Source organism: Fictibacillus sp. NRS-1165 (assembly GCF_050468105.1).
GTDB classification, from domain to species: Bacteria; Bacillota; Bacilli; order Bacillales; family Fictibacillaceae; genus Fictibacillus_C; species Fictibacillus_C terrinigri.
In genome coordinates this window covers 1-21,848 of sequence record NZ_JBDPNU010000042.1, presented here as the reverse complement: position 1 = coordinate 21,848, position 21,848 = coordinate 1, and the positions used below count along the sequence as shown (strand labels likewise).

The 21,848-nt window shown below is 36.0% G+C and carries 23 protein-coding genes and 2 pseudogenes; 6 read left to right on the top strand and 19 right to left on the bottom strand.

The genetic code is table 11. The features are described from left to right. The 13 genes and pseudogenes from ABHN01_RS18015 to ABHN01_RS17955 all read right to left on the bottom strand — a co-directional run. Positions 1-437, bottom strand: a 437-nt coding sequence (locus ABHN01_RS18015; RefSeq protein ID WP_429876665.1) for a lysozyme family protein, incomplete at its 3' end; no start/stop codon positions are given. 25 nt (positions 438-462) lie between these two features. Beyond that, positions 463-2,202: pseudogene (locus ABHN01_RS18010) on the bottom strand (CD3337/EF1877 family mobilome membrane protein); the annotation flags it as partial. 14 nt (positions 2,203-2,216) lie between these two features. Then, on the bottom strand, positions 2,217-4,610 hold the full coding sequence (locus ABHN01_RS18005; RefSeq protein ID WP_429876664.1) for an ATP-binding protein: 2,394 nt from the start codon (positions 4,608-4,610) through the stop codon (positions 2,217-2,219). After that, positions 4,600-5,124: pseudogene (locus ABHN01_RS18000) on the bottom strand (conjugal transfer protein). Before ABHN01_RS18000 ends, ABHN01_RS18005 begins: the two are co-directional and overlap by 11 nt. 12 nt (positions 5,125-5,136) lie before the next feature. Next, positions 5,137-5,382 (bottom strand): hypothetical protein, encoded by a 246-nt coding sequence (locus ABHN01_RS17995; RefSeq protein ID WP_429876663.1) that lies wholly within the window; start codon positions 5,380-5,382, stop codon positions 5,137-5,139. Between the two features lie 12 nt (positions 5,383-5,394). Then, positions 5,395-6,456, bottom strand: coding sequence for a conjugal transfer protein (locus ABHN01_RS17990; RefSeq protein ID WP_429876662.1), 1,062 nt, complete (start codon positions 6,454-6,456; stop codon positions 5,395-5,397). Beyond that, positions 6,440-6,754, bottom strand: coding sequence for a hypothetical protein (locus tag ABHN01_RS17985; protein WP_429876661.1), 315 nt, complete (start codon positions 6,752-6,754; stop codon positions 6,440-6,442). The genes ABHN01_RS17990 and ABHN01_RS17985 overlap by 17 nt, the downstream gene beginning before the upstream one ends. Before the next feature lie 24 nt (positions 6,755-6,778). Further along, positions 6,779-7,045, bottom strand: coding sequence for a hypothetical protein (locus tag ABHN01_RS17980; protein ID WP_429876660.1), 267 nt, complete (start codon positions 7,043-7,045; stop codon positions 6,779-6,781). Positions 7,046-7,401: 356 nt separating this feature from the next. After that, on the bottom strand, positions 7,402-8,460 hold the full coding sequence (locus ABHN01_RS17975) for a replication initiation factor domain-containing protein (protein ID WP_429876659.1): 1,059 nt from the start codon (positions 8,458-8,460) through the stop codon (positions 7,402-7,404). After that, positions 8,457-9,899 (bottom strand): ATP-binding protein, encoded by a 1,443-nt coding sequence (locus ABHN01_RS17970; protein WP_429876658.1) that lies wholly within the window; start codon positions 9,897-9,899, stop codon positions 8,457-8,459. The genes ABHN01_RS17975 and ABHN01_RS17970 overlap by 4 nt, the downstream gene beginning before the upstream one ends. Positions 9,900-9,930: 31 nt before the next feature. Further along, a complete protein-coding gene (locus tag ABHN01_RS17965; RefSeq protein WP_429876657.1) occupies positions 9,931-10,326 on the bottom strand; it encodes a YdcP family protein in 396 nt (131 codons plus the stop codon). Positions 10,327-10,763: 437 nt separating this feature from the next. Continuing rightward, entirely contained in the window at positions 10,764-11,087 is a 324-nt protein-coding gene (locus ABHN01_RS17960; RefSeq protein WP_429876656.1) for a hypothetical protein, read from the bottom strand. 53 nt (positions 11,088-11,140) lie between these two features. After that, positions 11,141-11,347, bottom strand: a complete 207-nt coding sequence (locus ABHN01_RS17955) for a helix-turn-helix transcriptional regulator (protein WP_429876655.1) — start codon at positions 11,345-11,347, stop codon at positions 11,141-11,143. A 164-nt stretch (positions 11,348-11,511) separates the two neighbouring features. Here ABHN01_RS17955 and ABHN01_RS17950 point away from each other — a divergent pair, with 164 nt between their 5' ends. The 4 genes from ABHN01_RS17950 to ABHN01_RS17935 all read left to right on the top strand — a co-directional run bounded on the left by ABHN01_RS17950 (position 11,512) and on the right by ABHN01_RS17935 (position 14,120). Next, positions 11,512-11,856: a helix-turn-helix domain-containing protein gene (locus ABHN01_RS17950; RefSeq protein WP_429876654.1), complete on the top strand. Its 345-nt coding sequence runs from the start codon at positions 11,512-11,514 to the stop codon at positions 11,854-11,856. Positions 11,857-11,924: 68 nt separating this feature from the next. Beyond that, positions 11,925-12,533, top strand: coding sequence for an ImmA/IrrE family metallo-endopeptidase (locus tag ABHN01_RS17945; RefSeq protein WP_429876653.1), 609 nt, complete (start codon positions 11,925-11,927; stop codon positions 12,531-12,533). A 5-nt stretch (positions 12,534-12,538) separates the two neighbouring features. Further along, entirely contained in the window at positions 12,539-12,916 is a 378-nt protein-coding gene (locus ABHN01_RS17940) for a hypothetical protein (RefSeq protein WP_429876652.1), read from the top strand. A gap of 10 nt (positions 12,917-12,926) precedes the next feature. Next, the gene (locus ABHN01_RS17935) at positions 12,927-14,120 is read left to right on the top strand and encodes a tyrosine-type recombinase/integrase (protein WP_429876651.1); all 1,194 of its coding nucleotides are present in this window, start codon (positions 12,927-12,929) and stop codon (positions 14,118-14,120) included. 213 nt (positions 14,121-14,333) lie between these two features. Here the strand turns inward: ABHN01_RS17935 and ABHN01_RS17930 are convergent, their stop codons facing one another. The 6 genes from ABHN01_RS17930 to groES form a co-directional block, all read right to left on the bottom strand. Then, a complete protein-coding gene (locus tag ABHN01_RS17930; protein ID WP_429876650.1) occupies positions 14,334-14,828 on the bottom strand; it encodes a hypothetical protein in 495 nt (164 codons plus the stop codon). Then, positions 14,815-16,446: a ThiF family adenylyltransferase gene (locus ABHN01_RS17925; RefSeq protein ID WP_429876649.1), complete on the bottom strand. Its 1,632-nt coding sequence runs from the start codon at positions 16,444-16,446 to the stop codon at positions 14,815-14,817. The genes ABHN01_RS17930 and ABHN01_RS17925 overlap by 14 nt, the downstream gene beginning before the upstream one ends. Further along, complete coding sequence (locus tag ABHN01_RS17920; protein ID WP_429876648.1) at positions 16,439-17,329, bottom strand: SMODS domain-containing nucleotidyltransferase; 891 nt, start codon at positions 17,327-17,329, stop codon at positions 16,439-16,441. The genes ABHN01_RS17925 and ABHN01_RS17920 overlap by 8 nt, the downstream gene beginning before the upstream one ends. Positions 17,330-17,333: 4 nt before the next feature. Beyond that, on the bottom strand, positions 17,334-18,263 hold the full coding sequence (locus ABHN01_RS17915) for a hypothetical protein (RefSeq protein ID WP_429876647.1): 930 nt from the start codon (positions 18,261-18,263) through the stop codon (positions 17,334-17,336). A 322-nt stretch (positions 18,264-18,585) separates the two neighbouring features. Then, a complete protein-coding gene (gene groL, locus ABHN01_RS17910) occupies positions 18,586-20,226 on the bottom strand; it encodes a chaperonin GroEL (protein WP_429876646.1) in 1,641 nt (546 codons plus the stop codon). 137 nt (positions 20,227-20,363) lie between these two features. Next, a complete protein-coding gene (gene groES / locus ABHN01_RS17905) occupies positions 20,364-20,648 on the bottom strand; it encodes a co-chaperone GroES (protein ID WP_053356067.1) in 285 nt (94 codons plus the stop codon). 248 nt (positions 20,649-20,896) lie between these two features. On the opposite strand from groES, the gene ABHN01_RS17900 reads away from it, so the two are divergent. After that, positions 20,897-21,610, top strand: coding sequence for a CPBP family intramembrane glutamic endopeptidase (locus ABHN01_RS17900; RefSeq protein ID WP_429876645.1), 714 nt, complete (start codon positions 20,897-20,899; stop codon positions 21,608-21,610). After that, positions 21,610-21,810: a YdiK family protein gene (locus tag ABHN01_RS17895; RefSeq protein WP_290401959.1), complete on the top strand. Its 201-nt coding sequence runs from the start codon at positions 21,610-21,612 to the stop codon at positions 21,808-21,810. Before ABHN01_RS17900 ends, ABHN01_RS17895 begins: the two co-directional genes overlap by 1 nt. Positions 21,811-21,848: the final 38 nt, after the last annotated feature.

Genomic DNA, 21,848 nt, shown 5'->3' with positions numbered 1-21,848 from the left:
GAACGTGTCACACAATTATACGATTGAAGGGCTAGATGAACATCATTGTCTGCTTGTTTTAACATACTGGCAAAGTATTTCACACCAATCTTAATGGATAATTGCGGGTCAGTAATGCTGTTTGGAGGTAAACCAATACTTTCCGAACTTTGCATGATATCTAAATAGCGCCCACCACTTTCCTGCATGGTGAGCGCCATAATGACATTTAATTGATTATAGACTCCTTCTTGACGAGCATATTTTTCAAAAACAGTACGAAAGCGTTCTACTTCAAGACTTATACTGTTCGTTATATATTCACCATCACCTCCGCCTATCTTATCATTTCCTATCTCATTGTCCCCAGACATTATCATGACAACAACAGTACACATGATCATGAAACAAATAACAGGGGACAACAAGAATACCAGAAAGATTTTTTTCAAGTAAATCTCTCCTTTCCACTAATCATGTTCTTTCGTCCCTTTTCAGTCTGCATGTCGATCTCGTAACCTGGTACACTCCTTCTTTAAGAATAGTATCCACAACAGGCGTCTTCGTTCCTTCATGTCTAAGCTCTTTCTTCCTTTGAGGATGATAAACATCACCTTGCGGTTTTCGGTCAATTTTCTTATTTCCATTTAGATTTGGATTATTTAATGTTTCTCCTTTTTGAGGTGTCCTTGAAAGAGTAACAGCATCGCCATCTATTCCAAATTCGCGTCCGGCAGATGCATCCTTTGAAACACCATCATCAGAGCCGACATCTCCCGACCTATTTCGAAAACTTTTGGCAAAATGACTGAACATATTCGACACACCCGAACCTAAAGTATTCGCACCTTTCTTCGCCGTTTCCCACGAAGGTTGAACCATTTCTTTTCGTACATTTTCCATCATATTGTTATCAATTGATAACACTTTTCCTGCCGTTACAAACTTGATAATGGAATCTCTCTTTTTAAATCCAATCCACAATATGGCGGACAACACAATGACATTTAATAGATACATTCCGAATCCATTCGGGGGTATCAAATGATCTACGACAAAGCACAACACATATACAAACAAAATTAAGATGCCCAACATTGCTTTAAGAAGAAAAACACTCCCAAGCCGTCCTAAAGTAACAAAACCAGAATAGGCAAGTTGAGGAATATACGAAATCATAAAAGCAAAAGGAATAAAAAACACAATCGCCAGTGCCATGATTTGAAGGAAGAAATTTAGGAACGCCAACCCTAGAAAAGGAATGCCCAAGACAAAAGCTACCAACACTGCGATAATAGATTGACCTAACTGGTTATAAACATTTCCAGAAGTTACAGCTTCATTACCGTATTTCCCTTTCTCGTATTCCTTTAAGTATTCAAGTTTTCCCTTTTCACCTTCATCCGATAATTTATAAGATAGAAGTGTATCGATTCGATTTACATCACCTTTTTCACCACTTCCTTTTTTATTTATTTTCTTTTCACTCGTTTCATCATAATTTACAATTAAGTACGGTTTTTTTAATGCCAGATTAAAGTAAACATTACGCATAATCGCTACCGTACCTTCCATTTCTTTTCCTTTTTCAATTTTTGAGTTATTAACGTATTTCCCCTCATCTTTCACTATGCCAACAAATCCATTACCGGCAACTAATAACTTCCCTTGTGTTTCAATTGACAATGCATTCAGAGCCTTCATATAATAACCAGCGTTGGACATCCATAGTCCACCAATAACCAACACACAAATAAAGAGGGTACTCCGTCTCATAGCTTCCTTTGCGCTTCCTCTTACCACATATAGATAGACAATATAGCCACAAACAAAAATAAAAAGCAGTTCTCCAAAATTACTTTTTAATGTTTTATATACTGTTTTCGTTACATTCGTCATCGAATCCGCAAATTTATCAATTGGTTGGAGGTTATACAAAGTATCCATACCTGCATCAACGACACGTACAATATTCCCTGCAAAAGAAAAAGTGACGTTTGTCAAACCTACAAAAGCCCCTTTTATATGACTATCGGAATCCTCGTTATTTGCTTGATAACGAGATAATGGAAATCGCTTTATTTCTAATTCAACACCACCCACCTTTTCACTTTTAGGTTGAGTGGTTATATCACCTTCTGCCGCCAACACTGAATCCGTCATGATGAATGAAGCCAATAACAAAATTACAACTGAAAGCAAAAGAATCCTTTTTCTTTTCATCACTACCCCCCTCCTTATATATACTCTTCCTCTGCAAATGCCACTGCTTTTTTCTCAACAGTCTTTAATGTGCCTTCCCATTCTTCAAATAGGCACTCAATTGAAATCTTGGAAGTACGACCATAATAATCTTTAAACAAGCATTGCCCTTGGAACATCGATTCCATCATTTTTATATTTTCTTTTGTTACCTCCATGTTCACCCATTTCAACACTTCTTCACGTTCCGTTGGTTCATCAAAAGCAAAAGCCACCCCAAAGTTTCCTGAATCCTCTTCTTTTAAAGCGTCCTTTGTTGACTGCGAAATAAAATATTCTGCATTGTTGTATGATCGACCAATCCTACGCATTTGTCTTTCTACTTTTTTCCCTTGCGGAGATGTTGTAAATATCCACGCTTCATCAATAAATTCAACGGTTTGTTCCTCTCGATTCATACCGAACAGTTCACAAAACTTGCCTAGTGCAAACATGACAGTACTTGATTTCAATTGAGATTTTGTATAGTTTTCGAATCGCTCTGACTGTTCCGGTAAATCCATATTTTCTACTTCTAAAATGGTAACCCGTCTTTTTAATGACAATGCCGGATTAGAACCGTCATGAATACATAATTTTAAAATTGAATCAGCAGCCACTTCATTCAAGTAATCCCCTGCTTTTCTTACAGCTAATTCTTCATGATTTTGCATTTCTCTAATGATATGGAGCGAGCCGACTTTTTCGCCTCTTTCTTTTCGCTCAATCACATTTGAAGTTGCCTTAAGAAACGCCGTACTTACATCATCTTTCCCTTTAAAATCGTAGATCTGATCAAAAATCACCTCGATTAATTCTTTCGCTCTCATCGGAGGCAAAAAAGAAATAGGGTCCAATGCCCCCCAATTCTGTTTATCTTGATGATCTAAAGTGATATAGTGATATTTCTCTAGATGAGAGATATATAAAGGGAATTTTTTAAGGATTTCTTGATCATTTAAGACTTGTCGAATCCATTTACGCATCTCTTTTTTGGGGTCAATGTAAAGGGATTTCACGTTTAGCATAGTGATATAATTAAAAATCAATTTAGCCAAATAGGATTTCCCGTTTCCTGTATCCCCTGTAATCAAACAATGCGGCGAACGTGTTTTTGAACCTTTCAATTGCTGATTTGCTAAAAATGGGTGAAATAACACAAAATCCCGACTCGAATAAATTGCACTCTCTAAATCGGTATGTTCTGTAAAACGATCCACCCATCCAAGAAAGAAGCCTATTTTAGAACCGACATCAGAATTAACAGCGAATAAACATTCAGCCAACCCATCTTGAGTTGTTTTTTGAATCCAATTCTTATCCGTAATGTCTAATTTTTCACCTGGCAACATTTTATAAAACAAATTCAATTGGTCAGCAACAGGAAGTCTACAGGTGATTCCAGCCCCTTTCAAATGACGCCTTACAATTGTAGCCTTCCTAACACATTCCTTTTTCGTGTCTCCATGAACCACAATAACAGCTAGCCAATTCATCAAGAACACTTCTTCTTTCTTAATCTCGTCTTGTAAATGCCTTACCATTGTGGCACTGGTAACGGTTGACACGTCACTTCTATCTCCTGTGCTATGTTGTTCCCATTGTTCTTCCTTTAATTGTTGTTTCTTTATATTTAATGCGGTTTTTGTTAAGGATTTTGACTCCACTTGCACTTTCATTTGTATTTCAACTGGAAACGGCAACGATTGGGCTTCATAAAACAAATCACTTTCTGCCATGTTATGAAGAAACTCATCAATGATAACGAATGACGAATAACCTTCATCTTGATCACTATGAAGGTTTAAAACAGAGGGGTTTGTAGGGTCTATAATCGTATTTGTAATCGAATCAACCTTTTTCATTTCACTTTCTTCTTTTGTTTGGTGCTTTAAACCACGAATGAAATGATAACGGTTGATATACACCATTTCATTTTCAGAAAGCCTTTCCCCGCAAACAGAAGCCATAATATTGGCTAATGTCTCTTCAACCTCCTCATACTTTTCAAAAAAAGAGGTGGGAACGTTTTGTTCCCACCCAAGCATTTTGACGACTGTATCAGTCGCCGTATTAAAAAGAGATAATAAATTTTCCTTTACTTCCATACTGATGTTTACAAGGCTATTTTTCAGTTTTACACCAAAAATGAAATCATACTTTGTTAACCTTCCTAATCGTTGTTGCAATAGCCTTACTGTTTCCTCATTGTAGTAACAAGCCAAGTCAATGGCATCTTCTGCAATATCAGTTTCTAAATCCTTAAATCGCTTTTCTAATTCGTATTCACTTGGATACATCATCAAATGAAAGTCCTCATAAGATGTAATTTCTTCGAATAAATGTTGCCATCTCTTTTTATAAGAATTCACCTTTTCTTTATTCTGCATAGGTATTGAATTGCTTCTCACTCGGTAATACGCCCAAATGTCTCCCGTTCTTGTCAACAATAAATTTTTGTGTCTAGCTTTCATAGGGGTTTTTGTTTTCATTCGAAATGCCCACCACCTTTACTAATTTGCGAAATTCAATTTCCTCATCATGACTAAATTCAACTTTACGATCATTACAAAACTTTTTTTGAGGAAGTTTAATCATGAAATAATACTTTATCAAATCAAAAAAGTATAAATAAATATTTTTTCCTTCTGGTTTTATTTTTGTAACCAAGATTGTAAAAAGCAATGGAATCCCAAATATCACAAGAATAAATGTTTTATCAAAAGCATTAGGAAATACCATCCTCACACCATACCAAAAGCCAAAACAAAGTCCAACAAAAATAAAATAGTTCAGCGCAGGTATTAGCTCAATCGAGAAAGGCAAGGAATAATGTTCCGTTAATTGTCGAATTTTTTTCGGTTCTCTCATTGCCTTACGATAATTAAAGACGAAGCGACCCATCATATCGTCCTCCTACATACCATTCATGAAACCCTCAATCCATCCCGAAAATTTAGACCAGTGCTGAATAATCCAAGTAACAGCACCTCCAACACAGCATACTGTAAGAACGCCACCTAATTTCAGTTTCATTACATGTTTAGCAGCAATAAACATAACAACAATGGTAATAAACTGTACAACAACCGTTTTACCCCAAGTTTCGACACCACTTAAATCAGGCAGGTTAGTAGCATTTAAAATAACCAATAGATCCATTTTTTCCCCTCCTTATTGATGTTTAAGATCTTTTACATAAAACTGCCCGCTAGTTTCCGTCAGTTCTAATGTGAAGGGTTCTTTTACTGGAATCTCATTCTCTTTTTCTTTAAACTCCACATCACAAGAAACTTCAAAGCCTTTTTTCGTTTCGAAGATTTTCACATTCTCTACATAACCGAAAGACAAACTGTCTTGTAATGATTCTGGCTTTTTCATCATATAAACCATATCTTCTTTCATTTGGGAGGCATATTTCTCAAAGAAGGAATGCAAGAACTTTTCGATAGACTCTTTTTTCGAGCCGGTATATTCCTCCCTCGTATGCTCCTTTTTATAAGAGATTATTTTTCCTTTTAAATCATAAATCCGTGTGAAATATGGAACAGCAGTAACCGCAAATGCATCTCCTTTATACGCTACAGGAATATTCAATAATAGTTGTTTTTCTGCTTCTTGCATCTCCATAACCTTTTCTTTCACTTTCTTTTCCTTCTTTCCATCCTTCACCGTTTTCTCCACTTCTTTTTCCACTGGAAACTGATTAGTATAGTTCACCTTATATTGAAAAAGGTTATAACCTTTTTCTTTCTTGACGTTATACAAGTTGTATTCATTCAATATACGATTTCCTTTTAGTCCAGTTAGATCATACCTCCTTTCATCTTCAAAACTTCTATCAACCTTAGTAACCATATAACTTTCCAACTTCTCTTTCCTTTGTTCAATGGAATCCATATCGTTTTTCACATTGACATATTCATGAATAAACCCTGATAAAAAATTGTCAGCTGCTGTAACTGACATTTGTATTTGTTCATCTTCTGTCGGCTTATTAAAATCTCTTCTTACTTCATTTATAACTGAGCGTGTATTCACAGAAAGTAGAAAAGCCAAAAGAGAAAATATTAGAAGAGAAGAAAGTAAGGCCCATAATGTCACTGCAACCATTTTCGAGCGATCTCTAGGTACTACTTTCTTTGCTCTTCCTGGCCTTTTTACTCGCTTTATTTTTTGATGAACAGCGTGAAGGAAAGATTCTTCTTTTTTTTCAGACTCATTCTTTTGAAGCAACTTTTTCACACTCCTTCTTTTTAATCTGTTTGATTCTTTCTAAGAATGACAAAAAGGATGCTACATATGGTAACACCCTTCTTATACTTTCATTCTCCATATAAACTTTTAGACTCGTCATTCGACCATCTGGCAAATGCTTTGTTTTATAAAACGTATAACGATATTCTGAAAATCCTTTTAATCTGGAGCCTTCGACCACCAAGATACAGTCTTTACTTATACTTCTGACAAATACTTTCAACGAAATGCCAACATTGAAACCTAGTCGTTTAAACTCGCTGTCAATAGCAGTCATAGAGTTTAAACACCACCATTCACTTTATTCTGAAAGGGTTAACGTCTCAAATTCAACAAGTTTCATCTGTCCTTCCTCACCCTCATTTTCAAGAATATTAAATTGGGCATGCACCTTCTTAAGAACATCATGCACAACAGAATCAACATCAATAAGTATTCTTTCATATACATCATATTGGGATACATATTCTATTACTCTCTCAATTAATTCTTCTGCTAAATCCATAAGCCCATAACGCCCTAATTCACTTTCAAGGTATGCACGATTAATTATATTTACATAGAACATACAATCTCCCCTTTCATGACCTTAAGCTTTTCTCCAAGCAAGGGCCGAGTAGTATTTTTTCGTCCTCCGGAACGCTATCGCTCTAAAAAATCTCCACTCTTTTCCCCTTGCTTTCCGAAATTCGGTAGGTGCTAAATTGTCGCCAAGCCGACGTACCTAAAACGAGGAGTTGAGGTAGTCGACTTACTCAATTTATTATACCCACCGAACCGCCAGAGCTACCGTTCATAGAATGGCCCTTTATCTATATTCATTCACGCTATGCGAGGGCTAACCCCCACACCCCAGCCATCCTCCACCCTAAAACAAGGAAAGACTAAAACAGATAAAGTTAACTCTCCTACTTTTCAAAACTTTCAAACCACCATATCAGTGATTTCAGCCAAGAAAACCTCTAACATTTTTTCTTGTTTATCTGACATTTCAGCCTTCAAGATCATGTCTGATAGATCAGTAGAACCTAAATGTTTATCCACTTCTAACACCATTTTCATGGTTGGCGCACATGAATTTTGAAGCCAGTTTCTTGACTTCCTGTAAAAGTCTGCATCAGGTTTTGTATACAAACTCAATTTTTCAACGTCGCCTATAAATTCAGACCAAAAAGGGCTCGTTTTCCAATGCTCTCTTGTGATGTTTTCGTCAGCATCAACGAACCTTACGTAATTATTTATGATCTTTAAAGCGATATACGTTAAATTCTTTTGAGTGATTAAAGCCTTCACAGCAACTTGTGCTCTATCATTTTTCAAGCGTAACTCATAACGGTTCCATTCGCCGATCTCTTCCAGTGGAATATTATATTTTTCTGACTGCTCATGGTTCTTTTCATAGAAACAAAGATACGCTTCTGATTTTTTAGACCCAAAATAAATGGTTGTTCCCCCTAACCCGCCATCGACTAAATCAAAAGAGCCATTAAAATCGGATTTTCTGAACCTAGAAATACATTCGCTCTTTTGGGCTTTTTTCAACAATTCAGGAATAGAGAAATACGTTCTTTTATCATCAATCGCTAAATCGAAGCGTGTAAAAGTACCCTTGTTTTCTATACAGTCTTGAAAAAAATCAAACCATGTTTTTTTACGACATTTCAAAAAAGATTCAAATTGGCGGCAACCTTTACCTGACATTTCTACAAGAATACCTCTGTTATCGTCAAGCGCTGAATAAAAGACTTTAATTTGATCTAACTCAAATGTTCCAATGTAACCGTAAAAACCGGATGACTTTTCAGTCATGTAATCTTTTCTTAGATGAACCACGTTTTCAAGAATATAATCAATATCGTGTGTTTTAAAAGTAACTCGAATATAGTCAACCATTGATATTAAAGGCTTTTCAATATTTTCTTCATCTTCTTTTACGATTACTACCCCCCTGTTAGCATGGGGGGGTTTTTGTAGTTCAGTCATTCGCTAACGCTCACTCCTTCTGCTGGTTCCGCTTGGTCGCTTTCGCTGCCGCTGGCGACTGCCGTCGCCTGCGCTCCCTGCACTCCCACCAGCTCGTTTTCAATCGCTCGCATGAAATCATATCCCTTAGGCACAAAAGGACTGTAAAATTCGAATACAGTTCCTGTTCCCATGTCTCCATAACCTCGCCCTGTCACTTTTTTATTGACGAATGCTTTATCACAATCACCAAACATCATCCCGTAACCTGTTTCAGACATTAATCCTAGTGAAATCCGAAAACTAAATTGATCACGAATACCGTCAGCCAAATATTTTGCATCTGGACGCTGCGCCCCTAAAACTAGAAAGTAACCGGCCTGCCTTCCCAGCATGACTAATTGTTTCATGTAGGATAAGGCTTCATTTCTCTCTTTCATGTCCAGTAAGTCCATAAATGCGACATACTCATCAAAGAAAATGAAAACAGGCTCTAAGCCTAAATAGGCATAGTTTACACCCGTCTTGTAATTCGGCATCTTCTTCATTTCATCCATTCTTTGCATCATGCTATCAACCGACTTCCTCAAACACATTAGAATGCCGTTCTTTTTTGAAAAAACCTTTCCTGGAAGCACTTCTTCCAAGTCAGCTAAATCTGCATGCTTGGGATCTAATATTCTCACCTCTGCACCAACACCAATGCAGGCTTTAATTACTGTCAGTATGAAATAAGTTTTTCCTCCGCCAGTTCCTCCGGCAATTAACATATGGGGCAACTTATCAAAATGCCATGAAATATGCTTCATCAAACGGAAACTCCCATTCTCAGCTACTGCCTCATCAATCGAAATACGGTTTTTACGAACGTCGTACAGCAATTTAAAGCAGACATAACCTTCCTCCATTTCCTGATCAACAAGGTCACAAAACAAGCCGTTCTCTAAATCCTTTCCTAAGTCCAGAAAACGATTTTGAAAACGGCTCATGTCCATGCCAATACGAATATAAATGTAATTATTCTTCACCCTATAATACATTCTAGGGAAATACGTTATTTTTTCTTTCAAATATGTTTCATCCGAAAAAAGCTTCTTCACTTTTATATTTTCTTTTTCGTAAAACTTGTTAGAAAAAATCATTCGTGCAATTTTTTGTTTGTGAAGCAATTTCTTAAAGCATTCATAAAAAAGAAAATAAGCTACAACAACAGTCCCTATACCTATCAAAATAGAGAACATAACGCTTTTTAAAACCAAAGGAACATTCCAGTTAAATACTTCTATAATCTCAAGTATTTTGGAATACAACAAATGATCTTTCCAAAAGATAAACATTGATATAAAAAAAGTAGACGCAAATATAAAAGCGCCCACTCTTTTTATAGAATTCCTCATTCGTGGCCTAATCCTAGATCCTCTATATTTCCACAATTTATTTTTAAAAAATTGAAAGATCATGATTCCTCCTTTCACAGCTATCTATACTCTCTTACTTTTTATCATCACCAGATGGATTAAGAATTTTGGAAGCAGAATTTGAACCAGTATTTGCTGAACGTGATTTTAATGGAACAATATCATCCGCAGTTACTGTCCAACGAACAGTCGCAAAATTCCCATTAGCTTGAGCAGAAGAAGTTATCATAGGGTTCACTAATTCAACAGGTTCATTAAAATCTAATTCCTTCAATTCAACATCACCAGGAATAGTTACTTCAATTTGGCCACCTTGACCACTTGAACCAAGGTTGTAAACACGGGCTTCCAAAATATCTGTACGGCGATTATTAACACGATCATATTGAAAACGGTCACGGTTATATCCTAAGAAATTCATTGCTCCAAAAGTCTTTTCTTTGTCAGGTACGATGTATTTCAATTCCATTTTTATTCCCCATTTCATTTTATTTTTTTTCAATCCATAACAAACATATTTTATTGTTTACTCGCTCTGGTTTTGATTCCGTCATGGCGCTTATCAGTCGCTCTTGGTCCATAACCCCTCATGGCAACCTAGTAGGCGATTTATAGCCATCAAGCTGTATACAGCTATTCCGCACGCTTTTTCTAGCCTGCTACAGTGTTTAGAAAGTGATAACTGTATTCACGCAATACTAACGAATGACTTTTTAGCAAAATTGCTATATAATAAAGGTGTCTAGTCTTTTAAATAGCGTTTTGATATTTTTGTCAAATTCGCTTTCTTTGTTATATGTAGTTTTCAAAGAGCCTTTTCAGAAAAAAAACCTTGCATCAAGAAACAGCTTAAAAAGAGTCTTTATAATTCAAATCTCCCCTTACTTCATTTAACCTACATACAATTTAAGCAATACCACCTTTTTTAAAATATTTAGTGTTGTCTTCCATCCATCGTGTATTTTTTTCGATCCATTTAAATAGCATATGTGTCGGAATTTTTTTACCAAATTCATCAACTACTGGAAAGTCAGGTCGAGCGAATAATTCAGACATTTTTGTAGGACCACATCTAAGTACTTCCATTGCCTCTGTTCTAGTTAATACATGTGGAAGATCATTACTCAATGAACTCATTCGATCAGTTATTATTTCAATAGACCGATCAGCAATTTTCTGTGCGAGTGTATTAATTGATTGATCATCGAATACTAAATCTAATTTGACCATTCCAACCATCTCCCTTATCCAATCATACCTAAAAGCAACTAAAAGTTGCATTATCATTCAAAAAAAATGGTCCATTTTATTCCAAGAAGTTCACCAAGTTTTTTTGCTACATTTACAGAAGGTCGACGTTCCCCCTTTTCAATCATGCTATAATATTGCCTAGTGATACCTTTCCCTAATAAATCAGCAACTTCTTGATGTGTATAACCTAACTTAATTCTCTTCTTAGTTAACAACTTTTGAAGTTCTTGACCAGTCATTTATTCACCTCCTTCGCAACTATAGGTTGCTTTATATTTATCATTATACGCAACAAAAAGTTGCTGTCAACCCTTTTATGCAACTTTTTGTTTCTTTTATAGAAAGCAACTATTCGTTGCTATATAATATTTAGCAATGATGGTTCTGAAATGGGGATAATTTTATGTTTTCTGATAGATTAAAAAAACTTAGGTCAAATAAAAAGATGTCTCAGCAAGATGTGGCAAATTACTTAGGAATAACTCGCCAAGCTTACGGCAAGTATGAGAAAGAAAATGCTCAACCCGATTTTGATTCCTTGAAAAAATTATCTTGTTTGTTTGAGGTATCCATTGACTACTTAATAACAGGAAATGAAAATACACATTCCCCTGATGAGATGTGGAAAGAATTCCTTAATCCTAAAACTCAAATTTTTTTTAAAGATTTAAAGGATGCTCCCGAAGAGAAAATCGAAGAGCTAATTCGCTTTTGGGAATTTATTAAAGAGAGAGATAAAAAGAAATAAAGCTCTAGTTTTAGAGCTTTTCTTTATAACTCAAAAACGAACATACGTTCTTTAAGGAGGGTTAGCTAATGAAGTATCAAACAACTTTATTAGAAGACTGGATTAAAGAATTTTATTTCAATATCGATGTCTATTTTTCTGACCAACTAGACCTGTTAGACATTGCAGATCGCTTAGGTATTTTTATTCACTTCGAGGGATTTTCTAGTCGTGTATATAATGGAGAAATTATAATTGATTGCAGATTATCTCGACAAGAGCAATGGCAAGATTTTGCCCATGAACTATGTCACTTATTAAGGCAGGATGGTAACCAGTTATTACTAATGCGTAATCCCTTTTTGGATATACAAGAGGCAAAGGCAGAAAACTTTGCGCTTCACTTCTGTGTACCAACATTTATGTTACTAAAATATAAAATTGCTAATTATTTTAATATACAAGATGGTATTCCTTTTGTAACCAAGGAGTTCAAAGTTACAAAAGAGTTTGCAAATAAGAGACTTATTCATTTTAGAAATCAGATACAGCAATCTAAATCTGACCAAGAGTTTAGAAAACGAATGAACTTAATGTATCCAAAATCCAATCCCGATAATTGGTCTAATGAAACTAAACTAATATTGGACAAGCTTAATAAACAAATAAAAGCTAAAAAAGAGTTGCAAGGAGTTTGAGGAATATGCCAAAGCAACGAGTTTATTACGACTATGTTGATGGAAGTTTAGTACCTTTCTGGTATGTCCTAACTTTTAGACCATACGAAATACCATGGGAACAGGAGACATATTATTTCGAAGTAATTGCACCATTTGAATACTATGATCGTGATTATTTTGACGATTCCATACTAAGCGCTTCTATTAATATCGAAGATTTATTAACTAATATTCTACAAATTAGCAGATTAGGATTGAATCTAAGTAAAATTAAACAAAGGATTCTAAAACATGGTGTAGAACCTTGGGAAGTTAGTCAGCTTATTATTCAGTTACCTGATATTGAAGAGGTTTTGAAGTTATTACCTAATGAAAGAAAAACTTCATTTATTTTAAGTTAGGAGTGTGCTTATGTATTTCAAAGAATTGATCAAGGGTAAAAAATGGCTTTGTGTTGCCGATGGTCCTCGTGATCCAGTTACGGGAGAAAGAAAGCAGATTGCACGTAGAGGTATAACCAAAAAAGAAGCAGAAAAACGAGTCCTTGATGCTCTAAGAAAGTTACAAGAAGACGGTATTGATGAAACAAAAGTTAAATGTACACCATTTGATAAACTTGCTTATGAGTGGCTCGATGCCTATACACGGACAGGCGTAAAACGAAGCACAATAAGGATAAGGGAAAAAGAAATAAAAATCCTACTACGTTATATCGCCAAGGTCAATATCTCTAAAATATCTTCTAAGATGTATCAAAAGATCTTAAATGATCTTACGGACAAGGAATATGCTCGGACAACAATTAGTGGTGTTCATACAACCGCAGGAATGATTTTTAAATATGCAATTAAAGAGAAGTTATTAAAGGATAGTCCTACTATTGGAGCAGTGGTACCTCAAAAGAGATTGACTATAGAAGATATTGAAAAGAACAATATCGAAGAAAAGTATCTAGAAAGAAATGAGTTAACTGAGTTTCTTATGACAGTTAGAGAACATGGTCTGACGCTCGATTTAGAAATTTTTTATGTACTGGCTTTCTCTGGTATGAGATCAGGTGAGCTGTGTGCTTTAAAATGGTCTGACATTAATTTTGATACAAGAGAAGTTCGCATTTCCAAAACCTTATACAATGAAGATAACAACATGCGTAAATATGAATTGACACCACCTAAGACTAAAGGATCCATTAGAACTTTTAATATGGACATAGAAATTATTCACATGTTAAAGGATTACAAAAAGCACCAGGGTAAATTGAAAATGGCTCATCGCCATGAACATAAGGATTATCATGACGAGAACTTTATTTTTTGTAGAGAAAACGGCTACCCTTTCATTCAAAAAAATATTCTAATCAGAATGGAACGTCTTTTAGAGAAGACCTCCATAAAGAAACATGCAACTCCACATATTTTCCGTCACACCCATATAAGTATGCTAACAGAAGCTGGTGTGGACATTGCTACTATAATGAAAAGAGTAGGTCATGATGATATGAAAACAACAATGAAAATTTACACCCATGTCACTGAAAAAATGAAAGAGGATGCTTCACAAAAAATACGTACTACTTTTGCAAACATCCTAGATTTCAGTGTCTAAAAATGAAATTCCAATTTCTCAGTTGTTGATAAATGAGAAATTGGAATTTTCAATACATTATCGCCCCGGTTTATGGAAGAAATCTTATCAGAATGCTGCCCTTTGCTTTACTAAAAACATTTTCTTTTTGTTACAATTTGCTTAATAATCATGATCAGATCAAGATTACCTTCTGTAGGTTGTTAATTTTAATTTTAAAAATGTTTATTTGGGCTAAATGAAGTCCTCTATCCATGTGGGATTTTGGATTACAGAACATGTAACTTGTTTTATTTCTTCATTGTTATCCAAACAATATACCTTAAAGTATTTTGTATTAAAATGGTTAATTATCATAGTTATTAGAGTATCCCTATACTCAATGGGTATGAATTTAGATAGACCTTTTATAGCTTTAAGATCTCTCATACTTGGACTTAGATTATCAGATAGGTGTGTATGCCAATCACCAAGAAAATATAATCTATGATTTGATAGTTCATTCAAATGATTACAATACCTTGTTGTATAGTCACCATCAATTTCAATATAGTCATAATCCATTTTCGAATTTTCACCTGCACCTGAAGCATGTGTAACAATTAAACTATCACCTACTTGGTATCCTACGAGACATCCACCTATCTCAGTTTTAATTATATGTTCATCGGTTATTTTATTTATGTTTGACAAACAATTTTCTGTAAAAAACACTCTATTTATCTTCATTACATAAAACACAATCCTTAAGAACAGGGTTAGTCTTATAGTCAATACTATAAAGACGGTTTCCTTCTTTATCTCTTTCACTCCATACAATATATTGTTTATCATCTAACTCAACGTTTAATAAAATATCAATTATAGCTTGTGATACTAACCCTCCTGCAATATTTATACTTGAAATGCCCCCTGTAAAAGTTGGTTGGTCACAACCTGGTGCAAATTGAATTTGACCTTTAGGAGAACTTGGCGGATACATATGCCCAAAGTTTTGATTCCAACATCCCCAACAACCCGAATAATTAGGTATATATTTAACAATTTCACAACTCCACGCCCCGTTTGTAACAGAACCAACCACTAAAGGAACCTTATATTGAACACATAATCGGTTTAACAAGTGAGATACACTATGTTCTCCAGTAGTATCAATTACAACATCGGAATTTTTCAATATGTCTATGAACTTCTGATATCCTTTTTGATCCTTACCACTTCCAATTGCCATTCTATATATAGAGATATCAGCTTTTGGCGTCATTTCCAATATACGTTCGGCAACTCCGTCAACCTTGGGTAAGGCAAATAAACTTTGCCTTACTTGATGCCTTATTGTATTAGCGGGTTCATAAATATCGAAATCGAATAAATGAAATTTCCCAATCCCTTCTTGTGCTAGGGTCGTTGATACAATTGACCCTAATGATCCAACTCCTACAACCATTACACGTTTATCACTCAGCTTACTTCCATATGGTGTACGAATATTAATGTCATCACTACTTACTAAGTAACAACGTATCCATTGAGCCTGCCCTTGGGTGATTTTTAAGGCTACCCATGCCATACGCATATTACCTTTATGTCCCCATTCATCTTTAAATACAAAAATCAAAAATTGGTTCTTTTTATGGTTATAGGGTATGTTTTTTTCTTTTAACCACTCAGAAATTTTTGTTGTGGTTAATGGTGGTGGGCTATCTACTTTAAAGATATATGTTTTGTATATTGTCGAACCACCAAACCAATGTTCATAGCCTTTATCTGCCACCAAAATACTACCAGATACTTTAATAGATGATACTATCCCCCGTTTAGTTTTGTTATTTGGATACCTAATAGTACCCTCATTAATAACATCTAAATCATTAAAAGAAAAATCACCAAATGGAGTAGGTATTAAAAGGCCACCAGAGGTATAATCATATTGATTAACTCTTGGCTCTGGTACAATATCACTGTTCAAAACAAAATCTTTATCATATGTCAAAGGAGAGAAATGTGTTATCAATTCCTCTGCCTCTTGTAGAACCTCTCTTGCAGTAAAGTCTGCCCTCCATCTTTCTGATGAAAAACCAAAACAACATAGTACCTTATTTAGTTTTGTCTGATGCCTAATTAGAACTAAATCATCCTGAACATCACTGAATACAGTGGGAGGAAATGAAGGGTATCCATCGGGATAGATTATCCTCAATGGATACTCTTTTAGAACTGATGAAATGCCTACAAATTCAATAGTATTATTGTTTTTATTTAAGGAGAAACCCCTTGATTCAAGAATTTTCTTCTCATTTTCAAAAATCTCAGGCATTTCCTCATACCATAACTTTATTTTATCCATGTCTTCTATCTGGTTGCCTCCCCCAATCTGCAGTGTTCCTTGTTACAACTCCAATACCTGTATAAGAATTACTTCCCCCTCCAGAAAAATCATTAAAAACCTTTTTCCATGCTGATAATTGACTATCTTGGTCACCGTTCACATTTTCTAAATAGCTTAAACAGGTTGAAGCAGTTGTTTTAAGGAACATTTTTTTATAATCCTCGATAATATCAGCAACGTTGTTGTTTGAATTAGCGGGATCTATAAGATTTATTTCCTCAACATTTTCAAGTATATAATCTAACACTTCCTTTATTCGATCTTTTAAGATAATCTTAGATGAACCATTTAATGCTTGTATAACTAACAATTCCACTGCAAATGATTTAAACTTCACATTCCATTTGTTTTTCCAAATCTTCATAAGTTTTATTTCATTACGACATCCACTATTAGTAATGTGTGACTTATGCTTTTCAATATTGGTTTTTATGCGACTATCATCATCTGAACGATATAAGAATACATCATTATTACTATCGTCTTCCTTATCTATTCTGCGACCAGGAACTACATCCACATTAAGATCTGGAAGACCTATAGAAACTTTCTGTTCTCTAACATTGTAGTTCTCATTTAAAAAATCAAAGACAGATTCGTACATTTCACTTAATGAAAAGGAATCATGTTTAAAGTGAACAGCAAGATCTAAATCTTTGCTTGAATTAATTGCGGTATGCTTCGCTATCGAACCTGAATATTTTACTGTTTTTACTTCCTCTCCGAATTTTTCCCTTATTGCTTTTTCCACTTCTTCTCTATTTTTCACAATTTCTTCTTTATCTTTGTCATTAATTTTTTCTCCCTCAAGTAATGATTCAAGATATTCCGTAACCGTCATATTATTATCTCCTCTCGTATGATAAAACATTTGCTAAAGATATCATATTGCTGGTAAGACTTGTTGGTAAATTTGCAATTACTGAAAAAGGATAAGAGTTTATCGTTACTGAATCTTCCCCTTCTACTTTATTATTAAATTTTGCGTATATAACCACTGGAATTTCTAGGTCCAAATCTTTTAGCAATTGAATGTACTTTCTTACTGACCCCTCCTGATGTTGACCATTATTTTTTTCGTATCTATAAACAACAATGTCAACTTCCCCATTTATTACCTTTTGCTTGAAAGCTTCAAAATCATTTAAATCCATTAACTGAGCTTCCCCTACTATTCCACGTATTCTCATGACTTCAAGTTTTTCCATTTCTTCTTTCTTACTATCAGGACATAATACCAACACCCTGCTCTTTCGAAGAGAATGCTGATTCTCTATAAATCTCTCTAATTCTTTATATTTTTTCTCATAGTCTTCTATCTTAGGATCAATTAAACTTTTGATCTTATCTTTCGCATCTTGTTCAATTTCATCTATTGAAGCTCTTATTGTTAATTTAGCGTTTTCTTTTACCTCTGTTTTAGTTTGTCCAAATATCCAGTATAAAACAATAGTGCCTCCTGTTACCAAGACTCCTAAGGCAACAAAGAACAAACTGACTAAATTGAAAAAACCTTCTCTATCGCTGTTTGCAAAATCCCTATAATTAGAGTATTCCTCTTTAAGAAAATCAATTGCTTCATTATCTTTTTTGTCTCGGACGTCTTTCGTTTTATTAACATTTTGAATTTGAGTATTAAGTTCAACAATTTTCTTATCAAATTGTTCAGACCTATGGCTAATAGTACTACCTATATGTATTAAGTAAAAAAAGTTAAACGTTAGTAAACCTATTAATAGAAATCCTATGATTTTGTCTATATTCCCTTTAAACATATCATCCCTCATTTTTATTTTTATAATGCTATTTTAGCATACACAACTCACAATATATGGTAAAATCCAAATAAAAAAATTAGCCAATTAACTTTCAATTCAATACCTACACATTGTCCTCGCTATAATTTCTGACGTTACTCCATTAGAAATTAAAACGGAAAAGCAAAAAAGGATGCTTCACAAAAGTTATGCAATCTTTTGGAAACATCCTTAATTTCGGGATTTCTTAAATAAATGTTATTAAATTGTTATTTTTTTAGGTGAAAGACCTAATGTAACACGCTTGAGCCCTGATATAACAAGGTTTTCGAGCGTTGAATTACATCATGCCGCCCATTCCGCCCATGCCCATGCCGCCCATGTCAGGCATTCCAGCGCCGCCAGCGTTTTCTTCTGGCTTGTCAGCGATAACAGCTTCTGTTGTTAGGAACATCGCTGATACGGATGCTGCGTTTTGAAGGGCAGAACGAGTTACTTTCGTTGGGTCAACGATACCGGATTCGAACATGTTTACCCATTCGCCAGTAGCAGCGTTGAATCCAATTCCGATTTCTTCGTTTTTCAAGCGCTCAACGACAACAGATCCTTCAAGGCCTGCGTTGTGTGCGATTTGGCGAACTGGCTCTTCCAATGCGCGAAGAACGATTTTCACACCAGTTGCTTCGTCACCAGTTGTTTCAACAGCTGCAAGTGCACGAACGACGTTCACTAATGCTGTACCACCACCGGATACGATACCTTCTTCTACTGCTGCACGCGTAGAGTTAAGGGCATCTTCAATGCGAAGTTTACGCTCTTTCAACTCAGTTTCTGTAGCTGCACCAACTTTGATTACAGCTACTCCACCAGCTAATTTAGCCAAACGCTCTTGAAGTTTTTCTTTATCGAACTCAGAAGTTGTTTCTTCTAATTGAGAACGGATTTGTGTTACGCGGCCTGCAATTTTGTCAGACTCGCCAGCACCTTCAACGATAGTTGTGTTTTCTTTTGTTACTACAACTTTAGAAGCTGTTCCTAGCTGGCTGATGTTTGCAGACTTAAGGTCAAGTCCTAGCTCTTCAGTGATGACTTCACCGCCAGTAAGGATCGCGATGTCTTCAAGCATAGCTTTACGGCGGTCACCGAAGCCAGGAGCTTTAACAGCAACTGCGTTGAATGTTCCACGAAGTTTGTTCACTACTAATGTAGCAAGAGCTTCACCTTCAACATCTTCAGCAACAAGCAATAATGGCTTGCCTTGTTGAACGACTTGCTCTAATACAGGAAGGATCTCCTGGATGTTTGTGATCTTTTTGTCTGTGATCAAGATGTAAGGATTCTCAAGAACCGCTTCCATTTTGTCAGAGTTGGTTACCATGTATGGAGATGCATATCCGCGGTCGAACTGCATACCTTCAACCACTTCAAGCTCAGTTGTGAATCCTTTAGATTCCTCGATCGTGATAACGCCGTCGTTTCCAACGCGCTCCATAGCTTCAGCGATCAATTGTCCTACTTCATCGTCAGCTGCAGAGATGGCAGCAACTTGAGCGATAGACTCTTTGCCTTCGATCGGCTTGGAGATCTTTTTCAACTCTTCCACTGCTACTGCTGTAGCTTTTTCGATTCCTTTGCGAAGAACCATTGGGTTAGCGCCGGAAGTTACGTTTTTCAATCCTTCACGGATCATTGCTTGAGCAAGAACAGTCGCTGTTGTTGTTCCGTCACCGGCAACATCGTTTGTTTTGCTTGCTACTTCAGCAACCAATTTCGCACCCATGTTTTCGAAAGCATCTTCTAGTTCGATTTCTTTCGCGATCGTTACACCATCGTTAGTGATGAGTGGTGAACCGAATTTTTTCTCAAGAACGACGTTGCGCCCTTTTGGTCCAAGCGTTACTTTTACTGCATTTGCAAGTGCATCTACACCGCGAAGCATTGCGCGACGAGCGTCTTCACTGAACTTAATGTCTTTAGCCATGTGTAAAACCCTCCTATAAAGATTAAAGTTTTTTTGATTAATTACGTTAAAGCTACTGAATCAGCCTTTTTTAAAGCTGTTGATTCAGCTTTTTAAAAAGCTGTTATGTAGTAGCTATTCAATTTGTAGGTTTGCGATTAGCCGATGACAGCCAATACGTCTGTTTCACGAAGAATAAGGTACTCTTTTCCTTGATACTTCACTTCTGTTCCTGCGTATTTTGAAAAGATGATAGAATCTCCTTCAGAGACTTCTAGCGCTACGCGTTCTCCTTGCTCAGTTACGCGGCCTGTACCTACTGCAACAACCTTGCCTTCTTGCGGCTTTTCCTTTGCAGAGTCTGGTAAAACGATTCCGCTTGCAGTTTTTTCTTCACCTTCTACAAGCTCAATCACAATACGATCACCTAGTGGCTTTAACAAGTGAAACACCCTCCTCAAAATAAATAGAAAGTTTAATTTTATTAGCACTCTAATTTACCGAGTGCTAACTCCATTTCCTATAATAAATAATTTTTTTCCACTTTGCAAGTACAGACCTAACAGATTTTCGAAAAATTTATGAAAGGGGTCTCATGCCATGTTTTCAAGCAATCTATGTTAGAATAAGGAGATACATGGGAATGCTGAAGACATGACCATACCGAACTTAACTAAAGGAGTTATATACATTGACCAAGCGTTACTTATGGATTGTACTCACTTATGTACTGATGCAGCTGTCAGGCTATGTCGGCTATCCCCTCTTGAATTCTCTTGGTGTTCCAAGGGATCATTGGGCCGGACTCTGGGGAACCATCAGCTTTCTCACAGCTCTGTTAATCATTCTTCTTCTCCTCATCCCCGACATGAAGGACCCGTCTGTACGAGGGGGGCGCGTATCCCGTTCATCCGCTGTCGGCTGGGCCATTATCGGAATCTTCATGGCTTATGGTGCGCAGATCGTTGCAGGATTGATTGAAATAAATCTCCTTGGCATTAAGCCAGGGTCTGAAAATACTCAAATGCTCGTTAAGATCGCGAAACTAACTCCTTACTTCATGGTCGTGACCTCCATTGCAGGCCCGATCCTGGAAGAGATCATATTCCGAAAAATTATTTTCGGCAGTCTGTATAAACGGTTTAACTTTGTGATCGCAGCTCTGATCAGCTCTTTGATTTTCGCAGCGGTTCACTTTGATTTCACCCATTTGCTCGTTTATACAGCCATGGGCTTTGTATTTGCATTCCTGTATGTACGGACAAAACGTTTGCTCGTTCCCATTGTCGCCCATGTCTCCATGAATACACTCGTCATGCTCGTACAAGTGGTTTTTGCTGATAAGATCAATGAGCTGCAGGATAAAGCGGAGAAAATGCAGATGATTATTGGGGGACTTTTCTAATGAGAACATCACCATTTTTTATGAGCGGTTTATATACCGTCATGGGTGTCCTTTTCACCTGGCTCGCCATTCATTATTCCAATGAATATGGTGTCACCGGGATCTGGACCTTGATCACCATGCTTGTGGCTACCTTCGATTTCGCCAATGCGATCAGGTATTACAGGCTGCACCGCCACATCAAAAAGTATAAAAAATAACAAAAACCGGTCTCCTTTATGAACTGCACCCCAAATTT

Coding starts and splice junctions, on each gene's coding strand:
- ABHN01_RS17895 (WP_290401959.1), top strand. CDS start 21,610: ATGAGAACATCACCATTTTTTATGAGCGGTTTATATACCGTCATGGGT.
- ABHN01_RS17980 (WP_429876660.1), bottom strand. CDS start 7,045: ATGTTCTATGTAAATATAATTAATCGTGCATACCTTGAAAGTGAATTA.
- ABHN01_RS17940 (WP_429876652.1), top strand. CDS start 12,539: ATGCCAAAGCAACGAGTTTATTACGACTATGTTGATGGAAGTTTAGTA.
- ABHN01_RS17920 (WP_429876648.1), bottom strand. CDS start 17,329: ATGACGGTTACGGAATATCTTGAATCATTACTTGAGGGAGAAAAAATT.
- ABHN01_RS17915 (WP_429876647.1), bottom strand. CDS start 18,263: ATGTTTAAAGGGAATATAGACAAAATCATAGGATTTCTATTAATAGGT.
- ABHN01_RS17965 (WP_429876657.1), bottom strand. CDS start 10,326: ATGGAATTGAAATACATCGTACCTGACAAAGAAAAGACTTTTGGAGCA.
- ABHN01_RS17950 (WP_429876654.1), top strand. CDS start 11,512: ATGTTTTCTGATAGATTAAAAAAACTTAGGTCAAATAAAAAGATGTCT.
- ABHN01_RS17935 (WP_429876651.1), top strand. CDS start 12,927: ATGTATTTCAAAGAATTGATCAAGGGTAAAAAATGGCTTTGTGTTGCC.
- ABHN01_RS17930 (WP_429876650.1), bottom strand. CDS start 14,828: ATGAAGATAAATAGAGTGTTTTTTACAGAAAATTGTTTGTCAAACATA.
- ABHN01_RS17995 (WP_429876663.1), bottom strand. CDS start 5,382: ATGGATCTATTGGTTATTTTAAATGCTACTAACCTGCCTGATTTAAGT.
- ABHN01_RS17970 (WP_429876658.1), bottom strand. CDS start 9,899: ATGATCTTTCAATTTTTTAAAAATAAATTGTGGAAATATAGAGGATCT.
- groL (WP_429876646.1), bottom strand. CDS start 20,226: ATGGCTAAAGACATTAAGTTCAGTGAAGACGCTCGTCGCGCAATGCTT.
- ABHN01_RS17960 (WP_429876656.1), bottom strand. CDS start 11,087: ATGGTCAAATTAGATTTAGTATTCGATGATCAATCAATTAATACACTC.
- ABHN01_RS17925 (WP_429876649.1), bottom strand. CDS start 16,446: ATGGATAAAATAAAGTTATGGTATGAGGAAATGCCTGAGATTTTTGAA.
- ABHN01_RS17985 (WP_429876661.1), bottom strand. CDS start 6,754: ATGACTGCTATTGACAGCGAGTTTAAACGACTAGGTTTCAATGTTGGC.
- ABHN01_RS17975 (WP_429876659.1), bottom strand. CDS start 8,460: ATGACTGAACTACAAAAACCCCCCCATGCTAACAGGGGGGTAGTAATC.
- ABHN01_RS17945 (WP_429876653.1), top strand. CDS start 11,925: ATGAAGTATCAAACAACTTTATTAGAAGACTGGATTAAAGAATTTTAT.
- ABHN01_RS18005 (WP_429876664.1), bottom strand. CDS start 4,610: ATGCAGAATAAAGAAAAGGTGAATTCTTATAAAAAGAGATGGCAACAT.
- ABHN01_RS17955 (WP_429876655.1), bottom strand. CDS start 11,347: ATGACTGGTCAAGAACTTCAAAAGTTGTTAACTAAGAAGAGAATTAAG.